The sequence below is a fragment of the Rouxiella sp. T17 genome (assembly GCF_036663475.1).
Lineage (GTDB): Bacteria > Pseudomonadota > Gammaproteobacteria > Enterobacterales > Enterobacteriaceae > Rouxiella.
Map to the genome: position 1 here is coordinate 295,269 of NZ_JAWUEA010000042.1, position 20,943 is coordinate 316,211.

The 20,943-nt window shown below is 49.9% G+C and carries 18 protein-coding genes; 13 read left to right on the plus strand and 5 right to left on the minus strand.

The features are described 5' to 3' along the window. Positions 1-57: 57 nt before the first annotated feature. Positions 58-1,806, plus strand: coding sequence for an ABC transporter permease (locus tag SC206_RS21915; protein ID WP_332740825.1), 1,749 nt, complete (start codon positions 58-60; stop codon positions 1,804-1,806). 63 nt (positions 1,807-1,869) lie between these two features. Next, entirely contained in the window at positions 1,870-2,520 is a 651-nt protein-coding gene (locus SC206_RS21920) for an SDR family oxidoreductase (protein ID WP_332740827.1), read from the plus strand. A 51-nt stretch (positions 2,521-2,571) separates the two neighbouring features. On the opposite strand, the gene SC206_RS21925 is transcribed toward SC206_RS21920, so the two are convergent. Continuing rightward, a complete protein-coding gene (locus SC206_RS21925) occupies positions 2,572-3,492 on the minus strand; it encodes a LysR substrate-binding domain-containing protein (protein ID WP_332740829.1) in 921 nt (306 codons plus the stop codon). A gap of 257 nt (positions 3,493-3,749) precedes the next feature. Between SC206_RS21925 and SC206_RS21930 the strand changes: the two genes are divergently transcribed. From SC206_RS21930 to SC206_RS21945, 4 genes are all read left to right on the plus strand, one after another. Continuing rightward, positions 3,750-4,688 (plus strand): amino acid ABC transporter permease, encoded by a 939-nt coding sequence (locus tag SC206_RS21930; RefSeq protein ID WP_332740831.1) that lies wholly within the window; start codon positions 3,750-3,752, stop codon positions 4,686-4,688. Between the two features lie 161 nt (positions 4,689-4,849). Then, positions 4,850-5,617, plus strand: a complete 768-nt coding sequence (locus tag SC206_RS21935) for an amino acid ABC transporter ATP-binding protein (protein ID WP_442976155.1) — start codon at positions 4,850-4,852, stop codon at positions 5,615-5,617. Positions 5,618-5,730: 113 nt separating this feature from the next. Further along, positions 5,731-7,053 (plus strand): LLM class flavin-dependent oxidoreductase, encoded by a 1,323-nt coding sequence (locus SC206_RS21940; RefSeq protein ID WP_332740835.1) that lies wholly within the window; start codon positions 5,731-5,733, stop codon positions 7,051-7,053. A 67-nt stretch (positions 7,054-7,120) separates the two neighbouring features. Further along, positions 7,121-8,086, plus strand: coding sequence for an ABC transporter substrate-binding protein (locus SC206_RS21945; protein ID WP_332740837.1), 966 nt, complete (start codon positions 7,121-7,123; stop codon positions 8,084-8,086). A gap of 162 nt (positions 8,087-8,248) precedes the next feature. Here the strand turns inward: SC206_RS21945 and SC206_RS21950 are convergent, their stop codons facing one another. Then, positions 8,249-8,851 (minus strand): hypothetical protein, encoded by a 603-nt coding sequence (locus SC206_RS21950; protein ID WP_332740839.1) that lies wholly within the window; start codon positions 8,849-8,851, stop codon positions 8,249-8,251. A gap of 177 nt (positions 8,852-9,028) precedes the next feature. On the opposite strand from SC206_RS21950, the gene SC206_RS21955 reads away from it, so the two are divergent. After that, entirely contained in the window at positions 9,029-9,724 is a 696-nt protein-coding gene (locus SC206_RS21955; RefSeq protein ID WP_332740841.1) for a GntR family transcriptional regulator, read from the plus strand. A 48-nt stretch (positions 9,725-9,772) separates the two neighbouring features. Here SC206_RS21955 and SC206_RS21960 read toward each other — a convergent pair whose 3' ends face one another. Next, positions 9,773-10,852 carry a type I restriction endonuclease gene (locus SC206_RS21960; RefSeq protein ID WP_332740898.1) on the minus strand — a complete coding sequence of 360 codons (1,080 nt, stop codon included), beginning with the start codon at positions 10,850-10,852 and terminating at the stop codon, positions 9,773-9,775. A 299-nt stretch (positions 10,853-11,151) separates the two neighbouring features. Next, positions 11,152-12,363 carry a diguanylate phosphodiesterase gene (locus tag SC206_RS21965; protein WP_332740843.1) on the minus strand — a complete coding sequence of 404 codons (1,212 nt, stop codon included), beginning with the start codon at positions 12,361-12,363 and terminating at the stop codon, positions 11,152-11,154. 760 nt (positions 12,364-13,123) lie between these two features. Between SC206_RS21965 and SC206_RS21970 the strand changes: the two genes are divergently transcribed. Both SC206_RS21970 and cydB read left to right on the plus strand, forming a co-directional pair. After that, positions 13,124-14,560, plus strand: a complete 1,437-nt coding sequence (locus SC206_RS21970) for a cytochrome ubiquinol oxidase subunit I (protein WP_332740845.1) — start codon at positions 13,124-13,126, stop codon at positions 14,558-14,560. Then, positions 14,553-15,557 (plus strand): cytochrome d ubiquinol oxidase subunit II, encoded by a 1,005-nt coding sequence (cydB, locus tag SC206_RS21975; protein WP_332740847.1) that lies wholly within the window; start codon positions 14,553-14,555, stop codon positions 15,555-15,557. The genes SC206_RS21970 and cydB overlap by 8 nt, the downstream gene beginning before the upstream one ends. Positions 15,558-15,732: 175 nt before the next feature. Here cydB and SC206_RS21980 read toward each other — a convergent pair whose 3' ends face one another. Next, the gene (locus SC206_RS21980) at positions 15,733-16,593 is read right to left on the minus strand and encodes a pirin family protein (RefSeq protein WP_332740849.1); all 861 of its coding nucleotides are present in this window, start codon (positions 16,591-16,593) and stop codon (positions 15,733-15,735) included. Positions 16,594-17,050: 457 nt separating this feature from the next. Here SC206_RS21980 and nac point away from each other — a divergent pair, with 457 nt between their 5' ends. The 4 genes from nac to SC206_RS22000 all read left to right on the plus strand — a co-directional run bounded on the left by nac (position 17,051) and on the right by SC206_RS22000 (position 20,939). After that, positions 17,051-17,974 carry a nitrogen assimilation transcriptional regulator NAC gene (nac, locus tag SC206_RS21985; RefSeq protein ID WP_332740851.1) on the plus strand — a complete coding sequence of 308 codons (924 nt, stop codon included), beginning with the start codon at positions 17,051-17,053 and terminating at the stop codon, positions 17,972-17,974. A gap of 159 nt (positions 17,975-18,133) precedes the next feature. Beyond that, entirely contained in the window at positions 18,134-19,297 is a 1,164-nt protein-coding gene (locus SC206_RS21990) for a pyridoxal phosphate-dependent aminotransferase (protein ID WP_332740853.1), read from the plus strand. A 14-nt stretch (positions 19,298-19,311) separates the two neighbouring features. Next, on the plus strand, positions 19,312-19,980 hold the full coding sequence (gene pxpB, locus SC206_RS21995) for a 5-oxoprolinase subunit PxpB (RefSeq protein ID WP_332740855.1): 669 nt from the start codon (positions 19,312-19,314) through the stop codon (positions 19,978-19,980). Next, on the plus strand, positions 19,977-20,939 hold the full coding sequence (locus SC206_RS22000; RefSeq protein ID WP_332740857.1) for a biotin-dependent carboxyltransferase family protein: 963 nt from the start codon (positions 19,977-19,979) through the stop codon (positions 20,937-20,939). Before pxpB ends, SC206_RS22000 begins: the two co-directional genes overlap by 4 nt. Positions 20,940-20,943: the final 4 nt, after the last annotated feature.

Below are 20,943 nucleotides of genomic sequence, written 5' to 3' on the forward strand. Positions count from 1 at the left end.
GCCCGCTGATTAATGAGTCGATTGATAATTTTGTGGCTTTCATTGGATGAATGAAACATGAGTGTAATGAGCGAGTTAACCCGAAACGGGGCGATTAAATGGTCGGCGTGGCGAGGCGATCGCGCCGTGCTGTGGTTACTGGCATTAACGATAGGCGTGCTCTCCGTCGCCCCGTTGACACGACTGGTTTGGGCGGCGATTGCGCCGGAAGGCACGCTGGATTTTGCTCGCTTGTTACAGCTCATTGGCACGCAAAAAGTGCTGCAGGCCACGCTAAATACGGTAGGCATTGCCGTAGCCGCCACACTTTTATCGATGATTATCGGTACCTTAGCCGCGCTGCTGGTGGCGCTGACCCCACTTCGCGGCAAGCAGCTGTGGGTGTTCACCTTTATTTTGCCGTTAATGATCCCGCCGCAGGTCATTGCGCTGTCATGGGTGCAGGCGCTATCGCCGTCGAGCCCGCTACTGCTGGCTATTGTTGATCTCTTTGCATGGTTTGGGTGGCCGCTGACCCTGAGTAATCAACAGCCTTTATACTCCGCGACCGGCATTATTTTATTGCTCGGCATGCACAATGCGCCACTGGTATTCCTGACCGTGCGCGCTGGGTTACGCCGTCTGCCTGCGGAGTTGGTCGAGGCCGCGCGCATCACGGGCGCTTCGCCGATGCGCGTCCTTTTCACGGTGATTTTGCCTTTGGCACGCCCGGCGATATTTGCCGGTGCCGCGCTCTCATTTGTCGCCGCCGCCGGTAATTTTGGTATTCAGGCGATGTTAGGCATTCCGGGGCGCGTGCCAACGCTAATTACGCTGGTCTATCAACGGCTTAATAGTAGCGGACCCTCGGCGCTGCCGGACATGGCGGTACTGTCATTACTCATTGCGCTGATCACTTTTGGTGGACTAGCCGTCAGTCGCTACTTGGGCGGTACGCGCGATGTGCGGGTCAGTGGCGCGTCAAAACAGCTTCAGCAGCCGCTCGGCGTCTGGCGTTTACCCGTCGCAGGGCTGGCGTGGCTCTGGATCCTCATTAGCCTGCTGTTGCCGCTTTCCGCCCTTATCACTACCTCGTTAACACTCGGTTTTGGTCAGGCACTCAATTGGCAGTCGCTGACTTTCGATAACTACATCAATGCGCTGTGGCAATATCCGGCAATCCATCAGGCCTTTTTCACCAGTCTCGGGCTGACCCTGATGGCGGTGGTTATACTGACCTTTATGTCACTATTTTTGGCCTATTTTCTCAGCTGGCAGCGCAGTCGATTAGTCAGCGTACTGCAAATGTCGACGGAGCTAGCCTATGCGTTGCCCGGCATTGTGACGGGAATCGCCGCGATTTTATTTTTCCTCAAACCGCTGCCTCTCATTAATGTCACTATTTACGGCACTATCTGGATCATTTTGGCCGCCTATTTATCCAACTTTTTAGCCTTGGTGCTGCGCCCGACACTGGCCGGATTTGCGCAAATAGAACGTTCGCTTGATGAAGCCGCGCAAATTTCCGGAGCCGGATTTATGCGCCGCATGTGGGACATATTAATGCCGCTGGCGGCGCCTTCGGCCATGGCGGGAGCAATTTTGGTATTCCTGACCGCGCTAAATGAAATACAGGTATCGATTTTACTGGTTACCTCAAGCACGCAAACCTTGGGCCCGATGGTTATTTTCCTTGATGAAGGCGGCTCGTCAACGCTCGCCGCGGCCGTGGGATGCCTGATGATTTTAATTGTGCTGCTGTTTATGCTTATTGCGACCCTGTTTGCCAAACGTCTGCCGGAGGGCGTATTACCGTGGCGAGCCTAAGCCGTAAAAAAGCAATGTGCTACAGTTAATCCTAATGATACATCTGTAAAAAAAGGAGAAGTTATGGCTAAGGTCGCAATAGTTGGCGCGCACGGACAGATTGGGAAACTAATAATCAAACACCTGCGCGCGCAGGGACATGAAGCATTAGGCATCGCGCGCAAGGAAGAACAAATACCGGCGCTGCGTAAACTCGGTGCCGACACCGTATTATTAGATATTGAAAATGCTACCGCCGATCAGTTGGCAACCGGCATGAAGAACGTTGACGCTGTGGTATTTGCCGCAGGCGCGGGCGGAGGTTCAACTGCTGAGCGTAAACACACCGTAGATTATGCCGGATCGGTGCTGCTTGCCGAGGCGGCTAAACTCGCAGGGGTTTCACGTTACGTGCAAATCTCTGCGGTTGGCGTTGATGACCCGTTAAAACCTGACACCGATGCCGTGTGGAAGGCTTACATCGAAGCCAAGCGCGACGCCGATATCTCTTTACGTGCCAGTGGGTTGGAGTGGACAATCATTCGTCCGGGCCCGTTAACAAACGAACCGGCGACCGGCATGGTGACACTTTCAGAAAGTGCGGGCCGGGGCGAAGTCACTCGTGAAGATGTCGCGCTGGTGGTGGTAGCGGCCATCGATGCACCTTCTTCCATCGGCAAACAGTGGGAGCTGCGAGGCGGTAATACGCCCATCCGCGATGCCGTTTGCCAGTGATGGTTATTAAGAGTGATAGTTGCCCATTAAGAGAATAATGCTAAAGCCAAATTAACGGTTTTTGGCCTGCAGTAAGTTATTAGCCTTAGCGAAGTCATCGAAAAGTATCTGGCGAAAACCTTTAGCAACTTCTGATAAAGGTCTTTCGCTGGAACTCACCAAATAAACGCGATACCGGGTGTGGTGTTCAAAGGGAACGAGATGATAGCCCAAATGAGCGTACTCCTCGGCGGTATCGCGCAACATAATTGCCATACCAATATTCTGAGCGACCATATGGCAAATCGTCGACGCCCAGGTACTCTCTGCGCAAATACGCCGTGAAATACCGCGCATCGCAAAAGTTTCGTCAAATAACTTGTAGTCAATATCCGCAGAAACCATGTTAATAAAGTCTTCGCCGTAAACATCCTCAGGCTTGATAATCTCTTTAGCTTTTAATCGATGCCCCTTGGGTAAAATACAGACCAAATCCCCGCCCGCAATTTCCTCACACAGCAAACCCTCTCGGGTGGTATGACGTAAAGATATGCCGATATCGATCGATTGCCGCGAAACCGCATCGGCAATATTGTCGGAAGCCATAGGAATTACTGATGTCTGCAAGTGCTTTCGCCCGACAAGATAGCGGCCAACGCGTTGAGAAATCCACCCCTCGGAAAAGGCCGGAAATACGCCAATGCGCAAATAGCCACGCCGTGTTTCACCTATCTCTTTGGCTATTTCATTCAGGTAATTCAGCCCTCGATAAACCCGCGTGACTTCGTTGAAAAACATACCGGCTTCGGGCGTCGGATTGAGCTTGCCTTTGCGGCGCTCAAAGGCAACGAATCCAGCCTCTTGCTCGAATCTTTCCAACATTCTGCTAATCGCCGGCTGCGAGACATTCATGTGCTGGGCGGCGGCAGTAATTGAGCCGTGAGACATCACCGCGACAAAGGCATCCATCTGTTTTGCACTGATTTTTGACACGTCATTAACTCCCATTGCGGATTGCGATTAAGGGACTTTTTAGTGCTGGCTAACAAATAAGCATTCCATATGAAGATTCGAGGGTATTACATTTGTTTAGTTTAAACATCCAAAATTTTATTGGATGTAATGACATGGCTTTTTTATAGTCGACTCACTCATCACACTTTTACTGCTTTGCAAAATGTTCAACGCTTGCTGTTCCTGAAACGGTAGTTATTCCCAAAGATGTAAAAACTGTCCAAGAGGAAATGCGTGTGAAATTTGACCTGCAAGATATTTATAAAAATGATGATTCACCCGACGCCACGGAATTGGCGATCAAGGCTGATGAATCGCTAAAAGGACGTGCTGAAAAATCTCGACCTGTGGCTGATATTATTCACCCTCGGCCTAAAAGAAGTGACTGGATCTGGTATTCGTTATTAGTCGTCGTCGCCATTCTGTTTATTGAGCTGGTTATCGATAATCCCCGCTGGAAATGGGATATCGTGGCGCATTACCTGTTCAGTAAACGGGTTATTTCGGGTCTTGAAAATACGCTTATTCTTACCGTTTGTGCCAGTACATTGGGGCTTTGTCTTGGGCTGATCATTATGGCCTGCCGGATGTCGAGCAATCCCGTTTTAAAAGGTTTCGCCTACATTTACATCTGGATAATCAGGGCTATTCCACCCATTGCGATGCTGCTGTTTCTATTCTTTGTATCCGCTATCGTGCCACGCATTTATTTGCCGCTGCCTATTCTCAACGTCAACTTATTTGATATCGATACCACTACGCTTATTTCACGTTTTAGCGCCGCCGTTATTGGTTTGGCGCTTTATCTTGGGGGCTACAGCGCCGAAATATTCCGTGGCGGTATTATGGCCGTGGAACCCGGGCAGCGCGAAGCCTCCAAAGCCATTGGCATGAGCGATTTTCAGATGATGTTTCACGTCGTGATGCCGCAGGCTTTAAGAGTGATCATTCCGCCACTGGCCAATGAATTAATTACCATGTTCAAAAGCACATCGCTGGTGACGGTGATTGGTTATGTCGAATTACTGACCACAGTACAGCTTATTTACTCCACCAATTTCGAAACGATTCCTCTGCTTACCGTCGCCTGTATTTGGTATCTGTTTTTAACCAGTCTCGCAATGGCAGTGCAAAGCTTGCTCGAATGGCATTTTAGTAAGGGAGCGAAACGATGAATCAGAATCTATTCCCGAACAGTCAAGCAAATGAGAGCAGTAATATCTCACAGAGGGATTATGTTTCCATGAAGAACAATGTTTCCGTGAAGAGCAATGTTTCCGTGAAGAGCAATGTCACCCCTTTTTCTCTGAATAAAGAGGGGGAACCCTTGCTGGAAATGAAGGCGATCACCAAGAAATTTGGTGCTTTTACCGCGCTGGATTCGGTAGATTTTTCACTCTATAAGGGCGACGTGGTCGCTATTATCGGTCCGTCAGGATCGGGGAAAAGTACCTTATTACGCTGCATTAACATGCTTGAACTGATTAATTCCGGCAGCATCAAGTTCAAGGATGAAATACTCGGCACCGAAATGCGCGGCGCTAAATGCATTCGCGCACCCAAGAAAGTATTAGACAGGCAACGTCGTTATTTCGGCATGGTTTTTCAGGGCTTTCATCTGTTCCCTCATTATACCGTCTTGCAAAACGTGCTGGCCGGGCCCTGTATTGTTGGCGGGAAGAAACGTAGCGAGGTTAATGCATTGGGCGAAAAGCTGCTGGCACGAGTAGGGTTAGCCGATCGCGTCCATCATTATCCTTCACAACTTTCTGGCGGCCAGAAACAGCGTGTCGCCATTGCCCGCGCGTTGGCGATGGACCCCGAAGTGATGCTATTTGATGAACCCACCAGCGCCCTCGATCCCGAGCTGGTTAATGAAGTTCTCGATGTTATGAAAGAGTTGGCTGCGGCTGGAACCACCATGATTATCGTCACCCATGAAATGGAGTTTGCCAGAAAGGTGGCGAATAAAGTGGTGCTGATGGACGGCGGCGTTATTGTCGATCAGGGAACACCCGAGCATATATTCTCAGGCGGCAGCACCGAGCGCTGCAAACGTTTCTTGTCGAGTATAGGGCTGAGAGCAAATAGCCTCTCTCTCTAGATATTCTATAAAGCCAACGTGCCTTACAGCATGGGGCAATTATTGCCGACTTACCCATTATCCTCATTCGCTATTCCTGTGCGGCTATTCAGGTTAATTATTAAGGATCACAAATGAACGGTGAAAATAGAAAATTACGACTCGGCTTGTCCATGCGCTATTTTGGCTATCATCTGGCCGCGTGGCGTCACCCTGATGTTCCGGTGTCCGGCACCCTCGATTTCAAATATTTCCTCAAAAGCGCGCAGACTGCGGAAGAAGCCAAATTCGATATGATCTTCTTTGCCGACGGCATTGGCGTGCGTAGCAATGACACACCCAAAGGCTCACTGGCCCGCGACGCCAAAAACGCCGAGCTGGAACCTTTAACCCTGCTGGCCGCCATAGGTGCCTGCACCTCCCACATCGGTTTAGTGGCTACGGCTTCAACAACTTATAACGAACCTTTCCATATCGCGCGTAAATATGCCTCTATTGATCACATCAGCGGCGGGCGTGCCGGATGGAACGTCGTCACCTCGTGGTCGGAACAGGAAGCTTGGAACTTCAATAGAAACGAGCACTTAGGCTACGAAGAACGCTACGAACGCGCCGATGAATTCGTTGAAGTGGTGAAAAAGCTGTGGGACAGCTGGGAAGAGGACGCTTTTATTCGCGACAAAGAGAGTGGCGTATTTTACGACGAAGAGAAATTACACGTCGCCAACCACAAGGGAAAACATTTCCGCGTTCGGGGTCCGTTAAACTCTGCACGCACGCCACAGGGCAGACCTATTATTGTTCAGGCAGGAGCAGCAGAGGCTGGACGTGAATTAGCGGCGAGAAGTGCCGATATTGTTTATAGCAACGCGCAAGATTTCGAATCTGCAAAAATCTATTATGACGACATTAAAGGCCGTCTGGCTAAATATGGCCGCAAGGCAGACCAACTGCTGATTATGCCGGGTGTGACGATTTACACCGGTAAAGATCGCCAAGAGGCACTCGACAAGTTTAATGAACTGGAAGCCCTTATCGACCCATTATCCGGGCTCGCGCTGCTGTATAACGTTTTAGGCGATCTCTCGGGTCACGATATTGATGGGCCAGTACCTGACGTGGGCAACCAAAAAGTGCGCAGCATTGCCGAGAATCTGCTTAAAGTCGCGCGTAAAGAAAATCTGACTATCCGCCAAATGTTTAATCGCATTGCTGCAGGCAGTAACAAAAACTTTATCGGCTCACCTGAAGAAGTGGTAGACGAAATGGAAGCCTGGTTTAAGGGCGGGGCGGCGGATGGTTTTAATATTTGTCCGGCAACGCTTCCACAGGGAATTGACGATTTTGCCAAATATATTCTGCCAGAATTGCGCAAGCGCGGCTTATTCCGTCAGGAATATGAAGCTTCAACGTTACGCGGCAATTTAGGGCTAGACCCGCTGGTGTTTGGTAAATAATTACCGGCTATTTATAAAAACTCCACGTCCTGATTTTTCATTCTCGCTACCTTTAAGGGTGTAATTTATGAAAGCTGGTAAAAAACTCTCTGTGTCATCGTTTGCTTCAAAAACCGGTTTGGCCTTATTAACCGCCTGTGTTCTTAATTTCTCGCCCCTATTTATCGCCAATGTTTATGCAGAAGAAAAACCAGATTTGGCCGCGATTAAGGCGGACCCACAGTTATCTGCATTAGTGCCTGAAGCCTATAAAAATAAGTCATCACTGACCGTGGCCGTCAACCCCGAAGTGCCGCCTATTAAATTTGTGAATGACGACGGAGATATTGACGGCTTCACACCCGATTTAGTGGCAGCAGCGGCCAAAGTATTAGGCTTGAAGGTGAATTTCACTCAGACCTCATTTGACTCATTAATTCCGGGCTTGAGTGCTAATCGTTTCGACGTACTGTTATCGTTAGGTGATTTTGATTCTCGCCACAAACAGGTGACCTTCGTCGATTATTTAAATATTGGCCAAACTATTGTCGCCTCGCCGCAGCGTAAGCTAGTTATGGACTCTCTCGACGCACTGTGCGGGCTTAACGTCGCGTTACCGCGAGGAACCAATACTTTCGAAGATGCTAAAGTGCTGAATGAAAAATGTGTTAAAGATGGCAAGAAGCCGGTAGTTATTTCTACTTATCCCGATACCAACGCCGTCATGCTGTCGATTGTTAATAAGTCGAGCGATGCCGTCTGGGTGGATTCACCCGCGGGAAGCTATAACGCCAAGAAATTCCCGGACCTTTATCAGACGGTATTTTTCTACGTTAACGCCTCTTACGGAATCGGTTTTGGTACCAGCGAAGACGGTAAGAAATTAGCGTCTGCCATGCAGCAAGCGCTGCTTAAGCTAAATAAAGAGGGCGTTTACGAACAGCTGCTGAAAAAATGGGGCCTGCCGGTGGATGAAGGTAGACCGGATTTCCCAATTAACTCGCCGTGGGTGATGCCGACAAAGGCAGCGGATGAGGTAAAAGCCAAAGCCTAAAGTAATTCCGAGAGGCGAGTAAATAGAGGATTTTAAGGTAAACAGCGGCAGGGCCAAAAGCCTTGCCGCTGGGTTTGGAATCTATGCGGGCGTCTCTGCGGGCATCTCTGCAGGTAAATAAAAAACAGTGAATAGCGCGTGAAGATTTATTGCGACAAACCCTTAAGCTACCAGTTTGTTTTTAATACGCATACGAATAGCGGCTACTAAACACAGCGTATAACCAAACAGTTCAATACCTTCTTCGACCAAATTCTTCACCAGCCGCACATTGTCACCGCCAACGGCGGCCTGCCAAATTTGATGAATTCCCATAACGCGAGAAAATACCAAAATGATGACTAAACCGAAGAGCATTATTGGAAAAGCTTCCTCTTCCACAAGCGCATACAAGCCATTCATCATCGTTTTCGGCGTCATGGCCGCCCAGCACAGGCTGTAAATAGCCAACAGGCTGGCAAAATAACACCAGGAGCCGAAATAAATCAGGTCGAACAATCCATCCAGCTCACGGATTAACATACAGCCAAAGAAGCCCGCAGTGAGAATATAAGCCCCACGCCACGCCTTATGCCTACGCGATTCGATGAAGAACAACGCCGCCGTAATAAACAGGAAAGCTTCCTGAATAATCTCCGTCGCAGAAATTTCTTTAACCTGATCCTTGAAAATCACCACATCTAAAATGAGCGTCCCGGCAGCAAAAGCAGCGCAGGCTGCTAAAGTAAGAAAGAGAATAACCTGTTTTATTATTGGGTTTGACATTAACTAAATCCGAAAACTAATTTGGGGCAGCATTTTAAGGGTAAGGCCGACCTAATACTGATCAAAGCGTGCTGCGTTGAGACGTTAAGCCTGCTAAAGTTTTAACGACTCTTGCAAGTCGGACCACGCTGAACATAGAATCAAGCAAAGTAGGATGTTTCCCACCCAGAGGGCGCAATGAGCAACCATACGACTACGGCCAAGCAACTCGAAGTAAAACGCATTGTCGATGTCCTTTCAAAAGCCATTGCTCAACACCGGCTTCGTCCAGGCGCGCGTCTTATCGAAGCGCAAATTGTAGAGGCGCTAAACGCAAACCGCAACCACGTTCAGGTCGCGTTACAACGTTTAGCAATGCAGCGTATCGTGAATATCGAACCTAATCGCGGCGCGATGGTGTCACAGCCGACCGCCAAAGAGGCGCGCGAAATCTTTATTGCTCGCCGTGCCATTGAACGCGCGATTGTTGAAACCATTACGCCAGAGATGATTCGCCGTCATCGCCATCGCATTGCAACTCATTTGCGTAACGAAAGAGAGGCCACCGACGCAACCGATCGTCGCGCTATCGTTCGGGAGCTGAGTGAGTTTCATTTGATGCTGGGTGAGATTAGCGGGAATGAGGTGCTCAGCGAAGTATTGGCCAACCTGATGGTTCGCAGTTCGCTCATTGTTGCGCTGTATCAACGCAATGACGTGCCTTCTTGTCAGTCGGACGAGCATCAGGCAATTATCACCGCGCTCGAGGCGGGTGATAACGAACAGGCAGTAGGGGTGATGATAGAACATCTGCTTGAACTCGAAGCCCAGCTGGAGCTGGAAGAAAACTCATCGAGTGACGTCAATCTCCGACAGGCACTGGCCGACTTGTAAAAAGGGGAGCATAAAGCTCCCCCTTTGAACTTTGGTCTTTTGAACATGTTACTTATAGCTGGCTGCTGTTTCTGAAAGTGCATCTGAAAAGTTATAAATCTCGTCAAGACTACCGATTGGATGCCTAGTTTCTTTTTTATTTTGATCGAATAATCCTATGTACATCTGGCTGCGGTTTAAGTGCAATCGACATACAGGCCGACGGTTATTGTCATCAATCAATATACCAAAGTAACTTTTAGTATCTCGGTAAGTAACTCTGTCAGCAGGGAGAATTGTTCTTATTATAGATTTAACAATATGATAGCCCTCTATTTCTTCTGGAGTAGTAATGACGCCATCTTCGTCTTCTGTCATTGACTCTTTTTCCAAATTAACTGCTGTAGCTTCTTCTTTTATTTCGGGTTGCGGATTGGAACTGATGGCTGATTTAAGCCTTTCATTAACTTGATCATTTAACCATTGGGTTAACGACTTTTTTGTCAGTGTGAAAAATAAGTCTTTTACTTTTTGAGTCAAAATTCCATCGTAAACTTTCGATGCGACCAGCTTTACAAAATCGTCTTCAGGATTTTGAAACTGAGAAGAAATAATTTTTTTGATTTGGCTAACGTATTTCAATTCTCCAGCTGCGTTGACTATGGAGTCAACATCGAAAGCGCCTTTCGTAAGTTTTAATAATTCCGGCGCCACGTTGTAATCAATGTTCAGCAAATCGAGCTCAAGAAAAGGTTTTTCATCCATTTTGTTGGGGGCATCCAAGTCAGTAAAGAACTTGTATACCTGACCGTTTGTAAGGATTGAAATTCTGGCACTCGTGACATGGAAATACCTAAACAGCTGAGATGCATGGCCTACATTAAGCGGCTCACCTATCTTTTTACATTCAATTAGTATTTGTATCTCGTTGTTTTTCTTAATGGCGTAGTCTATTTTCTCGCCTTTTTTAATCCCTACATCGCAAATAAATTCAGGGATGACTTCAACAGGGTCGAATACATCATAGCCAAGAACTTGATTGATGAACGGCATCACAAAGGCACTTTTGGTTGCCTCTTCTGTCTGTATAAAAGATGCCTGTTGTTTAACTTTTTCTGACAGCAAATCTAGCTTTTCTAAAATTTCCATCATTCACCATTTTCAAGTCAGTTGAAAAAATATTTTTGGCGCGATCAAAAGGAATAAAAAAATTGGATTTTGATTACGTAATCGGACATTTAAGCCCTTTGATTAACTATCAATACATAAGAAATACTTTCGAATAAAAATATCTCTGATCGCGTATTAATTGTCAATTGAAGGAATTTTTTTAAAATGAGGCAGGGGATTTATAAAGTAGAATTGAACTGTGAGGTTTAATAGAAGACCAACATGTAAACTTGAATAGAGGCAAAATGCCACTAGCTAAAGTGGCATTTATGATTGGGTTATTCCATTTCTGGCCAGGCGACGACCGGGATGCCGTTCAGGCGCGGTTGAGAGAACAACGTGCCCTGAAAATTAAGGATACCGGCGGCTTCAAGCCACATCCATTCTTCCGGCTTTTCGATGCCGGAGGCAATCACCGAAATTTCAAGCGAAGAACAGAACTTGATAATGGCCTGTACAATGGCCTGTTTCGGGCCATTTTTGTGCACGTCGCTGATGATATTTCGGTCGATAATAATCTGCTCGGGCTGAATGCGGGTTAACAGCAATAATCCCGCAGAACCTGCACCAAAATCATTAATCGCCAGACGAATGCCGGAGGCTTTTAACTGTTTAATGGTGGCGGCGAACTCTTCTTCGCGGGTAATTACGCCGTTTTCGGTGACCGCAATAACAATCTGTTCTGGAAGCAAACCATTGGCGCGAATCTCCTGCAACAGAAACTCAACGGCGTTTGGCACCATCACTAATGACATCGGTAACAGCTTTATAGAAAGCATTTTATTGCCGATACCGAGCTTTTTAGCCAGTGCAAAAGCTAAACCTGTCGATTTAAGCTCAGCTTCGTAAACGGTTTCACCCGAAATTTGCGAGAAATACTTTAACGCAGAACTGCCATCGGCGCTGCGCAACTCGGCTTCCAGTGATATAACGCGACGGGTCAGCGGGTCGACAATGGGTTGAAAAGCATAGCTATATTCAGGCGCGTCAGGGAGTGAAACGGCCTGATTGTCTTGTGACAACTCGCTAGCAACAAAGGTCCAGGAATCGGCAGAAGGAATTTCTAGATAGTTCTCTTTTTCACGCGCTTCTACAAAGGTGCACAGGAATTGCAGCGCGCGGTCTTCGTAGGTGAGCTTGTATTTGGAGGTGCCGCGGTCAAGAACGGACTGCAAGACGGTATCTTCATCGTGGTTTTGCAGGTCGAAAAGTTCCATGCCAACGTTTCCGAAACGGCGGGCAGGGGCGTAGTCGCGCATCAGCTCAACAAGATTGTTGTGGCGTTTATCTTCGCAAATCCGGTTGTAAACGGTGGCTACGGCCTCTTCCGGGCCTTCCAGCAGCTGAAAGAAATGGCTGCCGTCGAACAGCAAGATCCCTGTCACGCCAAATAATTCGTTAATTTTAGTGGCTTTGGCGACCAAATCTTTAAGGATGTCAGGCTGAACGTCATCGCAAAGATGACTGCGGTATATGATTGTTGACAACATGTAGTGTTCCAGTTTATTTGCCCTCTGATTCAAAATGTCAGAGTTACTGTCTGTGATGTTGGCACCTTTCCACAAATCAGCAGGATAGGCTGTTTAATGCTTTCTATTTATCCAGTTCCAAAAGGTCAAATAAATCCGTTTATTGTCTGGTAAGTGGAGCCGAAAGCTTAGCTCGCTCACCTCTTTGGCCTGTCTAGACAGCAGTGCTGTCGGCACAATAAAAGATGTCTAACGAGACGTCAATGGGTAGAGGGAACTGTCTTAAAAAGCGCAGTAAGTTATCGACGTTACCTGCACCGATTAAAGGCTCGACCTAGCCCGTTCCCCCAGCCGATTTTTCTTTCTGAACACAAAAGTTTTCATACGAAAGCCGAAGAGATTATCGTTTGAAAAGGTGCGCTAAGACCTTGCCGTGCCGTAAAGCCCACTAGTTATAGAAGGGTTTTGGCAAAAGGGTTAATAAAAATCTTAACTTTTTTAATTACCTTCTGCCGGAACCTGATCCAACTCTCATTGCCCAGCGGGTTTCAGAAAACTCCCTTGCAAAGTTTAGGGCTAAAGCCATACTTCGATAAGTCATGTCATTTCAGAATATGACCAATAATTTCCGCATTTAACTGTTATGCCAGTTTTTAATCAAATTGAGCATTTATATTTTTGTTCTAGATTTACTATCGTCTTGCATTCCACGCTTAATGGGTTGCTACACAAAGGCGGGAAAAGGGGCGCAAAAATAAAGAGTTAATTAAGGAACCGAGCGATGTTTGAAATAGATGCCTTCCACTTAGCGAGGATACAGTTCGCCTTTACTGTTTCCTTCCATATTATTTTTCCTGCTATCACTATCGGCCTCGCCAGTTTTCTTGCGGTACTGGAGGGAATGTGGCTGAAAACCCATCAAGACGCTTACCGCGACCTTTATCATTTCTGGTCGAAAATTTTTGCCGTTAACTTTGGTATGGGCGTGGTCTCTGGATTAGTTATGGCTTATCAGTTCGGTACTAACTGGAGCGGGTTTTCACAGTTCGCCGGCAGTATTACCGGGCCATTATTGACCTATGAAGTGTTAACCGCCTTCTTCCTTGAAGCCGGATTTCTCGGCGTCATGTTATTTGGCTGGAATCGCGTAGGGCGAGGGCTGCACTTTTTTGCCACCTGCATGGTGGCGCTCGGGACTCTTATTTCAACCTTCTGGATCTTGGCCTCCAATAGTTGGATGCATACCCCGCAAGGCTTTATTATCGAGAACGGAATAGTCATACCCGAAGACTGGTTCAAGATAGTCTTTAACCCGTCCTTCCCATTCCGTTTGCTGCACATGTCGACGGCAGCATTTTTGGCCAGCGCCTTCTTTGTCGGCGCATCCGGTGCCTGGCACTTATTACGCGGCAATGATAATCCGGCGATTCGTCGAATGTTTTCGATGGCGTTATGGATGGCGTTAATTGTTGCGCCCGTGCAGGCTATGATTGGCGATGCGCACGGATTAAATACCTTGGAGCATCAGCCTGCCAAAATTGCGGCAATAGAAGGGCACTGGGAAAATAAACCGGGCGAAGCGTCACCGCTGATTTTATTCGGCATTCCGGATATGGATGAAGAGCGCACGAAATACGCGATTGAAGTGCCTTATCTCGGCAGCCTTATTTTAACCCACAGCCTGGACCGACAAATCCCCGCCTTAAAAAGCTTCCCGAAAGAGGACCGGCCAAACTCGACCATTATTTTCTGGTCATTCCGCGTTATGGTCGCCTTGGGTCTGTTGATGATTACACTGGGCGTCGTCAGTCTCTGGCTGCGCTATAAAAAACGGCTTTATCAATCGCGGCCATTCCTGTGGTTTGCATTATTAATGGGGCCTTCAGGTATTTTGGCGATCCTGGCCGGCTGGTTTACCACCGAAATTGGCCGCCAGCCGTGGGTCGTTTATGGTCTGCAACGCACGCGCGACGCAGTGTCGGCGCACGGTACGCTGCAAATGAGTATCAGTCTTATCGTCTTTATCGTGGTCTATTCCTCCGTTTTCGGGGTGGGTTACCACTATATGATGCGGCTTATTAAGCAGGGTCCGGAAACGGGCGAGGGCAAAATCGTCGAACAGGGCGGTCCGGGTACCAAGAAAACGCCTGCGCGTCCGCTTTCTGCGGCGACAACTGATAACGCCCACGTTGCTAAAGAGGGGAAAGACCATGTTTGATTACTCGATAATCTGGTTTGGAATCATCGTCTTTTCAACGCTGATGTATATCGTGATGGACGGCTTTGATTTAGGCATCGGCATTCTTTTCCCGTTTAATAAAGACCCCGATCATCGCGACATGATGGTGAATACCGTAGCGCCGGTCTGGGATGGCAACGAAACCTGGCTAGTATTGGGGGGCGCAGGATTATATGGCGCTTTCCCGTTGGCTTATTCCGTGATTGCCGATGCGCTCACTATTCCTTTAACCGCGATGCTGATTGGTCTGATATTTCGTGGCGTGGCGTTTGAGTTTCGCTTTAAGGCGATAGAAGTGCATCGGCCTTTCTGGGACAAATCTTTTGTCGCTGGTTCGATATTAGCCACTTTTAGCCAAGGTATTGCGGTCGGCACCATGTTAAACGGCTTTGAGGTCACGGGCCGCGAATATACCGGCTCGGCATTAAGCTGGTTAGCGCCATTCCCGCTATTTTGCGGCCTTGGCTTGGTGATAGCCTATGCCTTACTTGGCTGTACCTGGTTGATAATGAAAACGGAAAACGATCTGCACAGTAAGATGTCGGCGTTAGCCACGCCGCTGGTAATCGCGTTATTAGTGGTGGTTGGGATTATTAGTATCTGGACGCCACTTTCGCACGGCGACATTGCCGCACGCTGGTTCACCACGCCTAACGTTTTCCTGTTTATGCCCGTGCCAATTCTGGTTTTACTTTGCTCGTGGGGAATTATGCGCGGCGTAAAACGCAACGCCCACTACTCGCCGTTCCTATTAACGTTGGGTTTGGTATTCCTTGGATTCTCGGGCTTGGGGATCAGTATCTGGCCGAATATTATTCCGCCATCAATCTCAATCTGGCAGGCCGCGTCGCCGCCGCAGAGTCAGGCCTTCATGTTGGTGGGTAGCCTGTTTATTATTCCGGTTATCCTGATGTACACCGCGTGGAGCTATTATGTCTTCCGCGGCAAAATTAAGGTCGATGCCGGTTATCACTGATTTATTGGCCTATGGCTAGTTTACACAAGCTAAAGTGGCCTTATAAAAACGCCGCCCGGTATCAATACAGGGCGGCGTTTCTTTTACATGGGTAAGCACGCTACTTTAATAAATAGACCGCCGGTAAGCGGGTCGCTTTAATAAGATAAGCAGATCGGTTTAATAAACAGTGCGATTAGCTATCGATTAAGGCGTCAAACTTGCCCGCTTGATAATCGATAATGGCCTGATCGATCTCTTCCGCAGTGTTCATCACAAACGGGCCGTGAGAAACGATAGGTTCTTTGATCTTGTCCGCATGACCAAACAGCAGCACGGCGTCTTCTATGGCTTTAATGGTGACGTTGTCACCGCTGTCATCCAACTCGATTAGGTGCCAGGCTTCGGCCTGTTGTTCGCCAATCAGCACGCGACCTTTAACGGAATATAAGAATACTTCGCGCGCGGCGGGCGCTTGCAGAGTGACTTCGCTGCCCGCAGCAAGCTGGACAGTCATCATGGTAACGCCGGTAAGGGTGTCGATTGGGCCTTTAACGCCCGCAACTTCACCGGAAATCAGGCTGACAGAACCCTCGCCGTGACTTAATGGAATCTGCGGAATATCTTCCGCTTGCAAGCCAACGTAGCTCGGCGCACTCATTTTCAAACGTGAAGGCAGATTCACCCACAGCTGAAGAATCTCCAGCTCGCCGCCATTCTTTTTAAACGACTCCGGCGACAGTTCGGAATGCACCAGACCCGATCCGGCCGTCATCCACTGCACGCCGCCCGCGCCGATAATGCTTTCGTGGCCGCCGGTATCCGCGTGTGAAAGTTCACCGCGCAGAATAAAGGTCACCGTTTCGAAACCGCGATGTGGATGAGGGCCAAACGGCAGGCCGCGGTTATTCGGCGCATAAACCTGCGGACCATGGTGATTTAGAAACAGGAATGGGTCGAGATGTTCAATTTCAGGACCCGGAACCGGCCTGCGCGTTTGCAAATCCCGAATATCATCGCGATAGGCTTTGTACTGTTTTTTAATCTGACGGGACATGGCGTTCTCCATTACTGCGCAACTGCGCAACTATTTTTCTATTCTTGAAAATCGATTGAAAATCGATTGAAACACTATTCAAAAAGCCTAGTTCAAAATGACCGTCACCGCTAAATGAGATACCGGTCTGCTTTAAGGTTAAAGGGTATCACGCTTAACTGCTTGAATAGACTGATAACCTCAATGCCCAGCGATTGCACCAAAAAAGTGCAAAATGTCCATCACGGCACGTTTTTGGTTCTTTGTTCATGTGAAATCCAGCAATTGCTCACTCAAAGCATTGATAAAACTTATGCTCAACGCCGTATTTATTACTGTTTTGCATACTTTAAAACGATGAAATTGATTATCGAATGAAAATGGCCCGAATATTGCTTTTCATTTATTAACGATTTAGCCAATTGTAACTGACTATGCAAGCTGTAGCTGACTTAGCAACGAACACTCGGGGGCGAAAATGAATCTTAGACGTTTAAAGTATTACGTAAAAATCGTGGAGATTGGCAGCCTGACGCAGGCGGCGGAGGTGCTGCATATCGCGCAGCCCGCGCTGAGTCAGCAATTGGCAGCGCTGGAAAGCGAGCTGGATCAAAAATTGCTGATCCGTACCAAGCGTGGCGTGACGCCTACCGAAGCCGGAAAGATTCTTTATAACCACGCGCAAACCATTTTGCGCCAGTGTGAGCAGGCGCAAAGCGCGGTCGATAATGCAGGCAGCGCGTTGAGTGGGCACGTCTCTGTCGGACTTGCACCGTCGACGGCGGCTTCGATGCTGGCCATGCCGCTGATTCAAGCCGTTAAGGCTCAGCATCCGGCCATCGTATTGTATCTCAACGAGAATTTTGGCTCGCCGATGAGCGAGCAGATCATGAATGGTCGCATGGATATGGCCGTCATTTACGGCGATCGGCCCGTACACGGGTTGTCATTCGTTCCGCTTATGAAAGAGGATTTGTTCCTCGTTGGCTCTGCCTTGGTGCCAAATCCGGGACCTACAATTGATCTCGCCGAACTGGTGAAGCGCGACCTGTTTATGCCACGCCCTTATAACGTGGTGCGCAGGCTGCTGGATGAAACGCTGCTACGTGAGAAGCTCAAGGCGAACATTATTGCTGAAATTGAATCGCCTTCAACGCTCAACGCCGCCGTGCTGAATGGCTTAGGCGTAACCGTGCTGCCTGAATCCGCCGCGCGAGCGATGGCGTCGCAGACGGGCGTGTGGCTGTCGCGAGTCTCATCGCCGGGTATTCAGGCGCCGCTGTCGTTTTGCATGTCGGATCATCTTTCGCTGTCGCCACCGGCTCAGGCAGTAAAAGATATTCTGCTTTCGTTGATGGTTAAACGTACTCAGGATAATCGGCCGCTGATGCTGGTGCATTAAACGTAAGTCTGTGCATTAAACGAAAGTCGATGCGCTTTACGAACGAAAACGGACAAATAAGCGTTGCTTATTACCACACAGGGAAACCCTCTTTTAGGCGGATAAAACGGCAGGCTACAGTGGCCGATATTATCAGCCGAATCACCGAGGGTGAGTTAAATGAATTCAAAGCAGCAGACTCCAGATTTCACCGCAGCAGAAGCGGTTTTGCGTATCGAACGCACTTCACTGCGCGTTCAGCAGCCGGCGACCACCGCCGAAATGATCTCACTTGCCGTCGGCGAGCCGGATTTCGACACGCCGCCGCGCATTATTCAGGCTGCGGCCGACGCGCTGAAGCAGGGCTTGACCCACTATGCGCCGCAGATGGGCGAAAAGCCGCTGTGTCAGGCTCTGGCGAAATTAGTCTCGGCGCAGTCGGGCGTTGAGGTGGCGGCCAATAAAATTTTGGTGACTCACGGCGGTACGGGCGGACTGTCGGCGGCCATTCTGTCGATTGTGAATCCGGGCGACCGCGTTGTGATCCCCGATCCTACTTATTCGCTGTACGCCGACCTGGTCAACATGGCGGGTGGAATTTGCGTGCCGGTGCCAAGCAAAGAAGATTTGCATTGGGACATGGCCGCGCTGGAAGAGGCGATGCAGGGCGCGCGCCTGTTCGTGTTCTGCAATCCGAGCAACCCGACCGGTATCGTTCACAGCCGCGAAGAAATTGAAGCGTTGGGCGAAATCGTCAAGACCAGCAACACGCTGGTGATCGCCGACGAAGCCTATAGCGATCTGGTGTTCACCGACCAACCTTTCACCTCGGCGCTGGAAATTCCCGCGCTGCATGGCCGCACAATCTATTGCCAAACGTTCTCCAAGAGCTATGCCATGACCGGCTGGCGCATCGGCTATTTGGCCGGTCCGGCGAAAATGATTGCCGCCGCCGCGCGCGTTCACAACTCGGTCAACAGCTCCGTGAACACCGCCGTGCAGTACGCCGCGCTGGTCGCCATTGAAGAGTGCGCGCAGGACGTGCGTGAGATGCACAAGATTTACGCCGAACGCCGCGAGCTGATGATCGCTGGGTTGAACGCCATTCCGGGCCTCAAACTCAACGAGCCGGAAGGGGCGTTTTACTGCTTCCCATCTTATTCCGCGCCGGTTTCGTCGGTGGAAATGGTCGGCATTTTGCGCAGTTTCGGCATTGCCGTGCGTCCGGGCAGCGAGTTTGGCGCCGCGGGTGAATCGCACATTCGACTTTCCTATGCGGCGAGCAAAGAGGTCATTGCCGAAGGCCTCGTGCGCCTCAAGCAGGGCATGGCATCACTGTCCTGAGTGGGGAAATTACAATGTCGATAGAAACGGTAAAAGAGCCGGTTATCAGCCAGTTAGGCAGCCGCGCCATGTTATTCGAAGCACCCGGCGCGCTAGGTTTAGAGAATCAGCAACGCATTTGGGCGCTGTCGACGCAGGTTGAACAATGGCCGCTGGTGGCCGAAGCCGTGCCGGGGATGAATAACCTGATGCTGACCTTTCACCAGCCGCCACAGGAACTTGCGCCGTTATATGACGCGTTGTTAAACGAATGGCAGCGTGGCGACGCGCAGGCCTTGCAGGGCCGCGTAATTGAACTGCCGGTGTATTACGGCGGTGAATATGGCCCGCACATTTGCGACGTCGCGGAGCATACCGGCCTGAGCATTGCCGAAATTGTGCGCCGTCACGCCGAGCCGCTGTATCCGATTTACGCGCTCGGCAGCCATCCCGGCTACTGCTATTTGGGCGGCATGGACCCTTCAATCGCCACGCCGCGCCGACAAACGCCGGTGATGAGCATTCCGGGCGGCGCGGTGTCGATTGGCGGCGTGCAAACGGGGGTTTCGGCGTCAGCGGGGCCGAGTGGCTGGAACACCATCGGCCATACAGAATATCTATTTTTTGATGCCAAAGCCTCGCCGCCGGTGATGTTACGTCCCGGCGACAGCCTGCGCTTCACAGTCGAAAAGGTGCTGTCATGATTGAAATTGAAAAAACGACGGCGCTCACCAGCGTGCAGGATTTGGGGCGCAGTGGCTGTCTGAATTACGGCGTAGGGCGCGCGGGAGCGATGGATCCGCTGGCGTTGCAGCTTGGCAATCTGCTGCTTGGCAACGAGGCGGGCGCGGCGGCAATTGAAATTCCACTGTTTCCGTTTCGCGTGCGTTTTCTGGAAGACTGCGCCTTTGCGGTGAGTGGTAACGACGGCGATATTTTGCTCGATGACTGCGTGCTGCCGCCGTGGTGGGTCGCGCAGGCCAAGGCCGGGCAGACGCTGACGGTCAAGGCTTCGCGCCATTCAGCCCGGGCCTATCTGCATCTTCCCGGCGGCGTAGACGTGCCGGAAGTGCTGGGTTCGCGCAGCACCCAATTGCGCGGTGCGTTTGGCGGTTTTGAAGGTCGCGGATTACAAAAGGGCGATCGCCTTGCCGCCGCCGAGCCAACGCGCGCCGTGAAAACCGACGTGGGTCTCGCCTCGCCGTGGCTGAAATTTGCCCAGCTTTCAGCCGAGGTTCAGCCCGTGCGCGTGCTGCCTGCGGGCGAACATTTGGCCTATACCGCCGAATCGCGCAGCCGGTTTTGGCAGCAAGAGTGGAAAATTACTCCGCAGAGCAATCGCTACGGCTATCGCCTCGAAGGTGAGCCGCTGGTCGCGCTGGAAACTATGGAGATGCGCTCGCACGGCATCGTGCCCGGCGTCATTCAGGTGCCGCACAATGGCCAGCCGATCATTCAGATGAGCGATGCCCAACCGAGCGGCGGTTATCCCAAGTTTGCTACGGTCATTGAAGCCGATTTATGGCTGCTGGGCCAAATTCCGCCGGGTCGCCGGATTCGTTTTGTCGAATGCAATTTCGAACAGGCACGCGAGGCGTGGCAGACCCAGCAAGAGTATCTGCTTCAGGTCGATAAACAGATTAGACAGCTTCTCCAGGCGTGAAGGG

Coding starts and splice junctions, on each gene's coding strand:
- SC206_RS21915 (WP_332740825.1), top strand. CDS start 58: ATGAGTGTAATGAGCGAGTTAACCCGAAACGGGGCGATTAAATGGTCG.
- SC206_RS21920 (WP_332740827.1), top strand. CDS start 1,870: ATGGCTAAGGTCGCAATAGTTGGCGCGCACGGACAGATTGGGAAACTA.
- SC206_RS21935 (WP_442976155.1), top strand. CDS start 4,850: ATGAAGGCGATCACCAAGAAATTTGGTGCTTTTACCGCGCTGGATTCG.
- SC206_RS21940 (WP_332740835.1), top strand. CDS start 5,731: ATGAACGGTGAAAATAGAAAATTACGACTCGGCTTGTCCATGCGCTAT.
- SC206_RS21945 (WP_332740837.1), top strand. CDS start 7,121: ATGAAAGCTGGTAAAAAACTCTCTGTGTCATCGTTTGCTTCAAAAACC.
- SC206_RS21950 (WP_332740839.1), bottom strand. CDS start 8,851: ATGTCAAACCCAATAATAAAACAGGTTATTCTCTTTCTTACTTTAGCA.
- SC206_RS21955 (WP_332740841.1), top strand. CDS start 9,029: ATGAGCAACCATACGACTACGGCCAAGCAACTCGAAGTAAAACGCATT.
- SC206_RS21960 (WP_332740898.1), bottom strand. CDS start 10,852: ATGGAAATTTTAGAAAAGCTAGATTTGCTGTCAGAAAAAGTTAAACAA.
- SC206_RS21965 (WP_332740843.1), bottom strand. CDS start 12,363: ATGTTGTCAACAATCATATACCGCAGTCATCTTTGCGATGACGTTCAG.
- SC206_RS21970 (WP_332740845.1), top strand. CDS start 13,124: ATGTTTGAAATAGATGCCTTCCACTTAGCGAGGATACAGTTCGCCTTT.
- cydB (WP_332740847.1), top strand. CDS start 14,553: ATGTTTGATTACTCGATAATCTGGTTTGGAATCATCGTCTTTTCAACG.
- SC206_RS21980 (WP_332740849.1), bottom strand. CDS start 16,593: ATGTCCCGTCAGATTAAAAAACAGTACAAAGCCTATCGCGATGATATT.
- nac (WP_332740851.1), top strand. CDS start 17,051: ATGAATCTTAGACGTTTAAAGTATTACGTAAAAATCGTGGAGATTGGC.
- SC206_RS21990 (WP_332740853.1), top strand. CDS start 18,134: ATGAATTCAAAGCAGCAGACTCCAGATTTCACCGCAGCAGAAGCGGTT.
- pxpB (WP_332740855.1), top strand. CDS start 19,312: ATGTCGATAGAAACGGTAAAAGAGCCGGTTATCAGCCAGTTAGGCAGC.
- SC206_RS22000 (WP_332740857.1), top strand. CDS start 19,977: ATGATTGAAATTGAAAAAACGACGGCGCTCACCAGCGTGCAGGATTTG.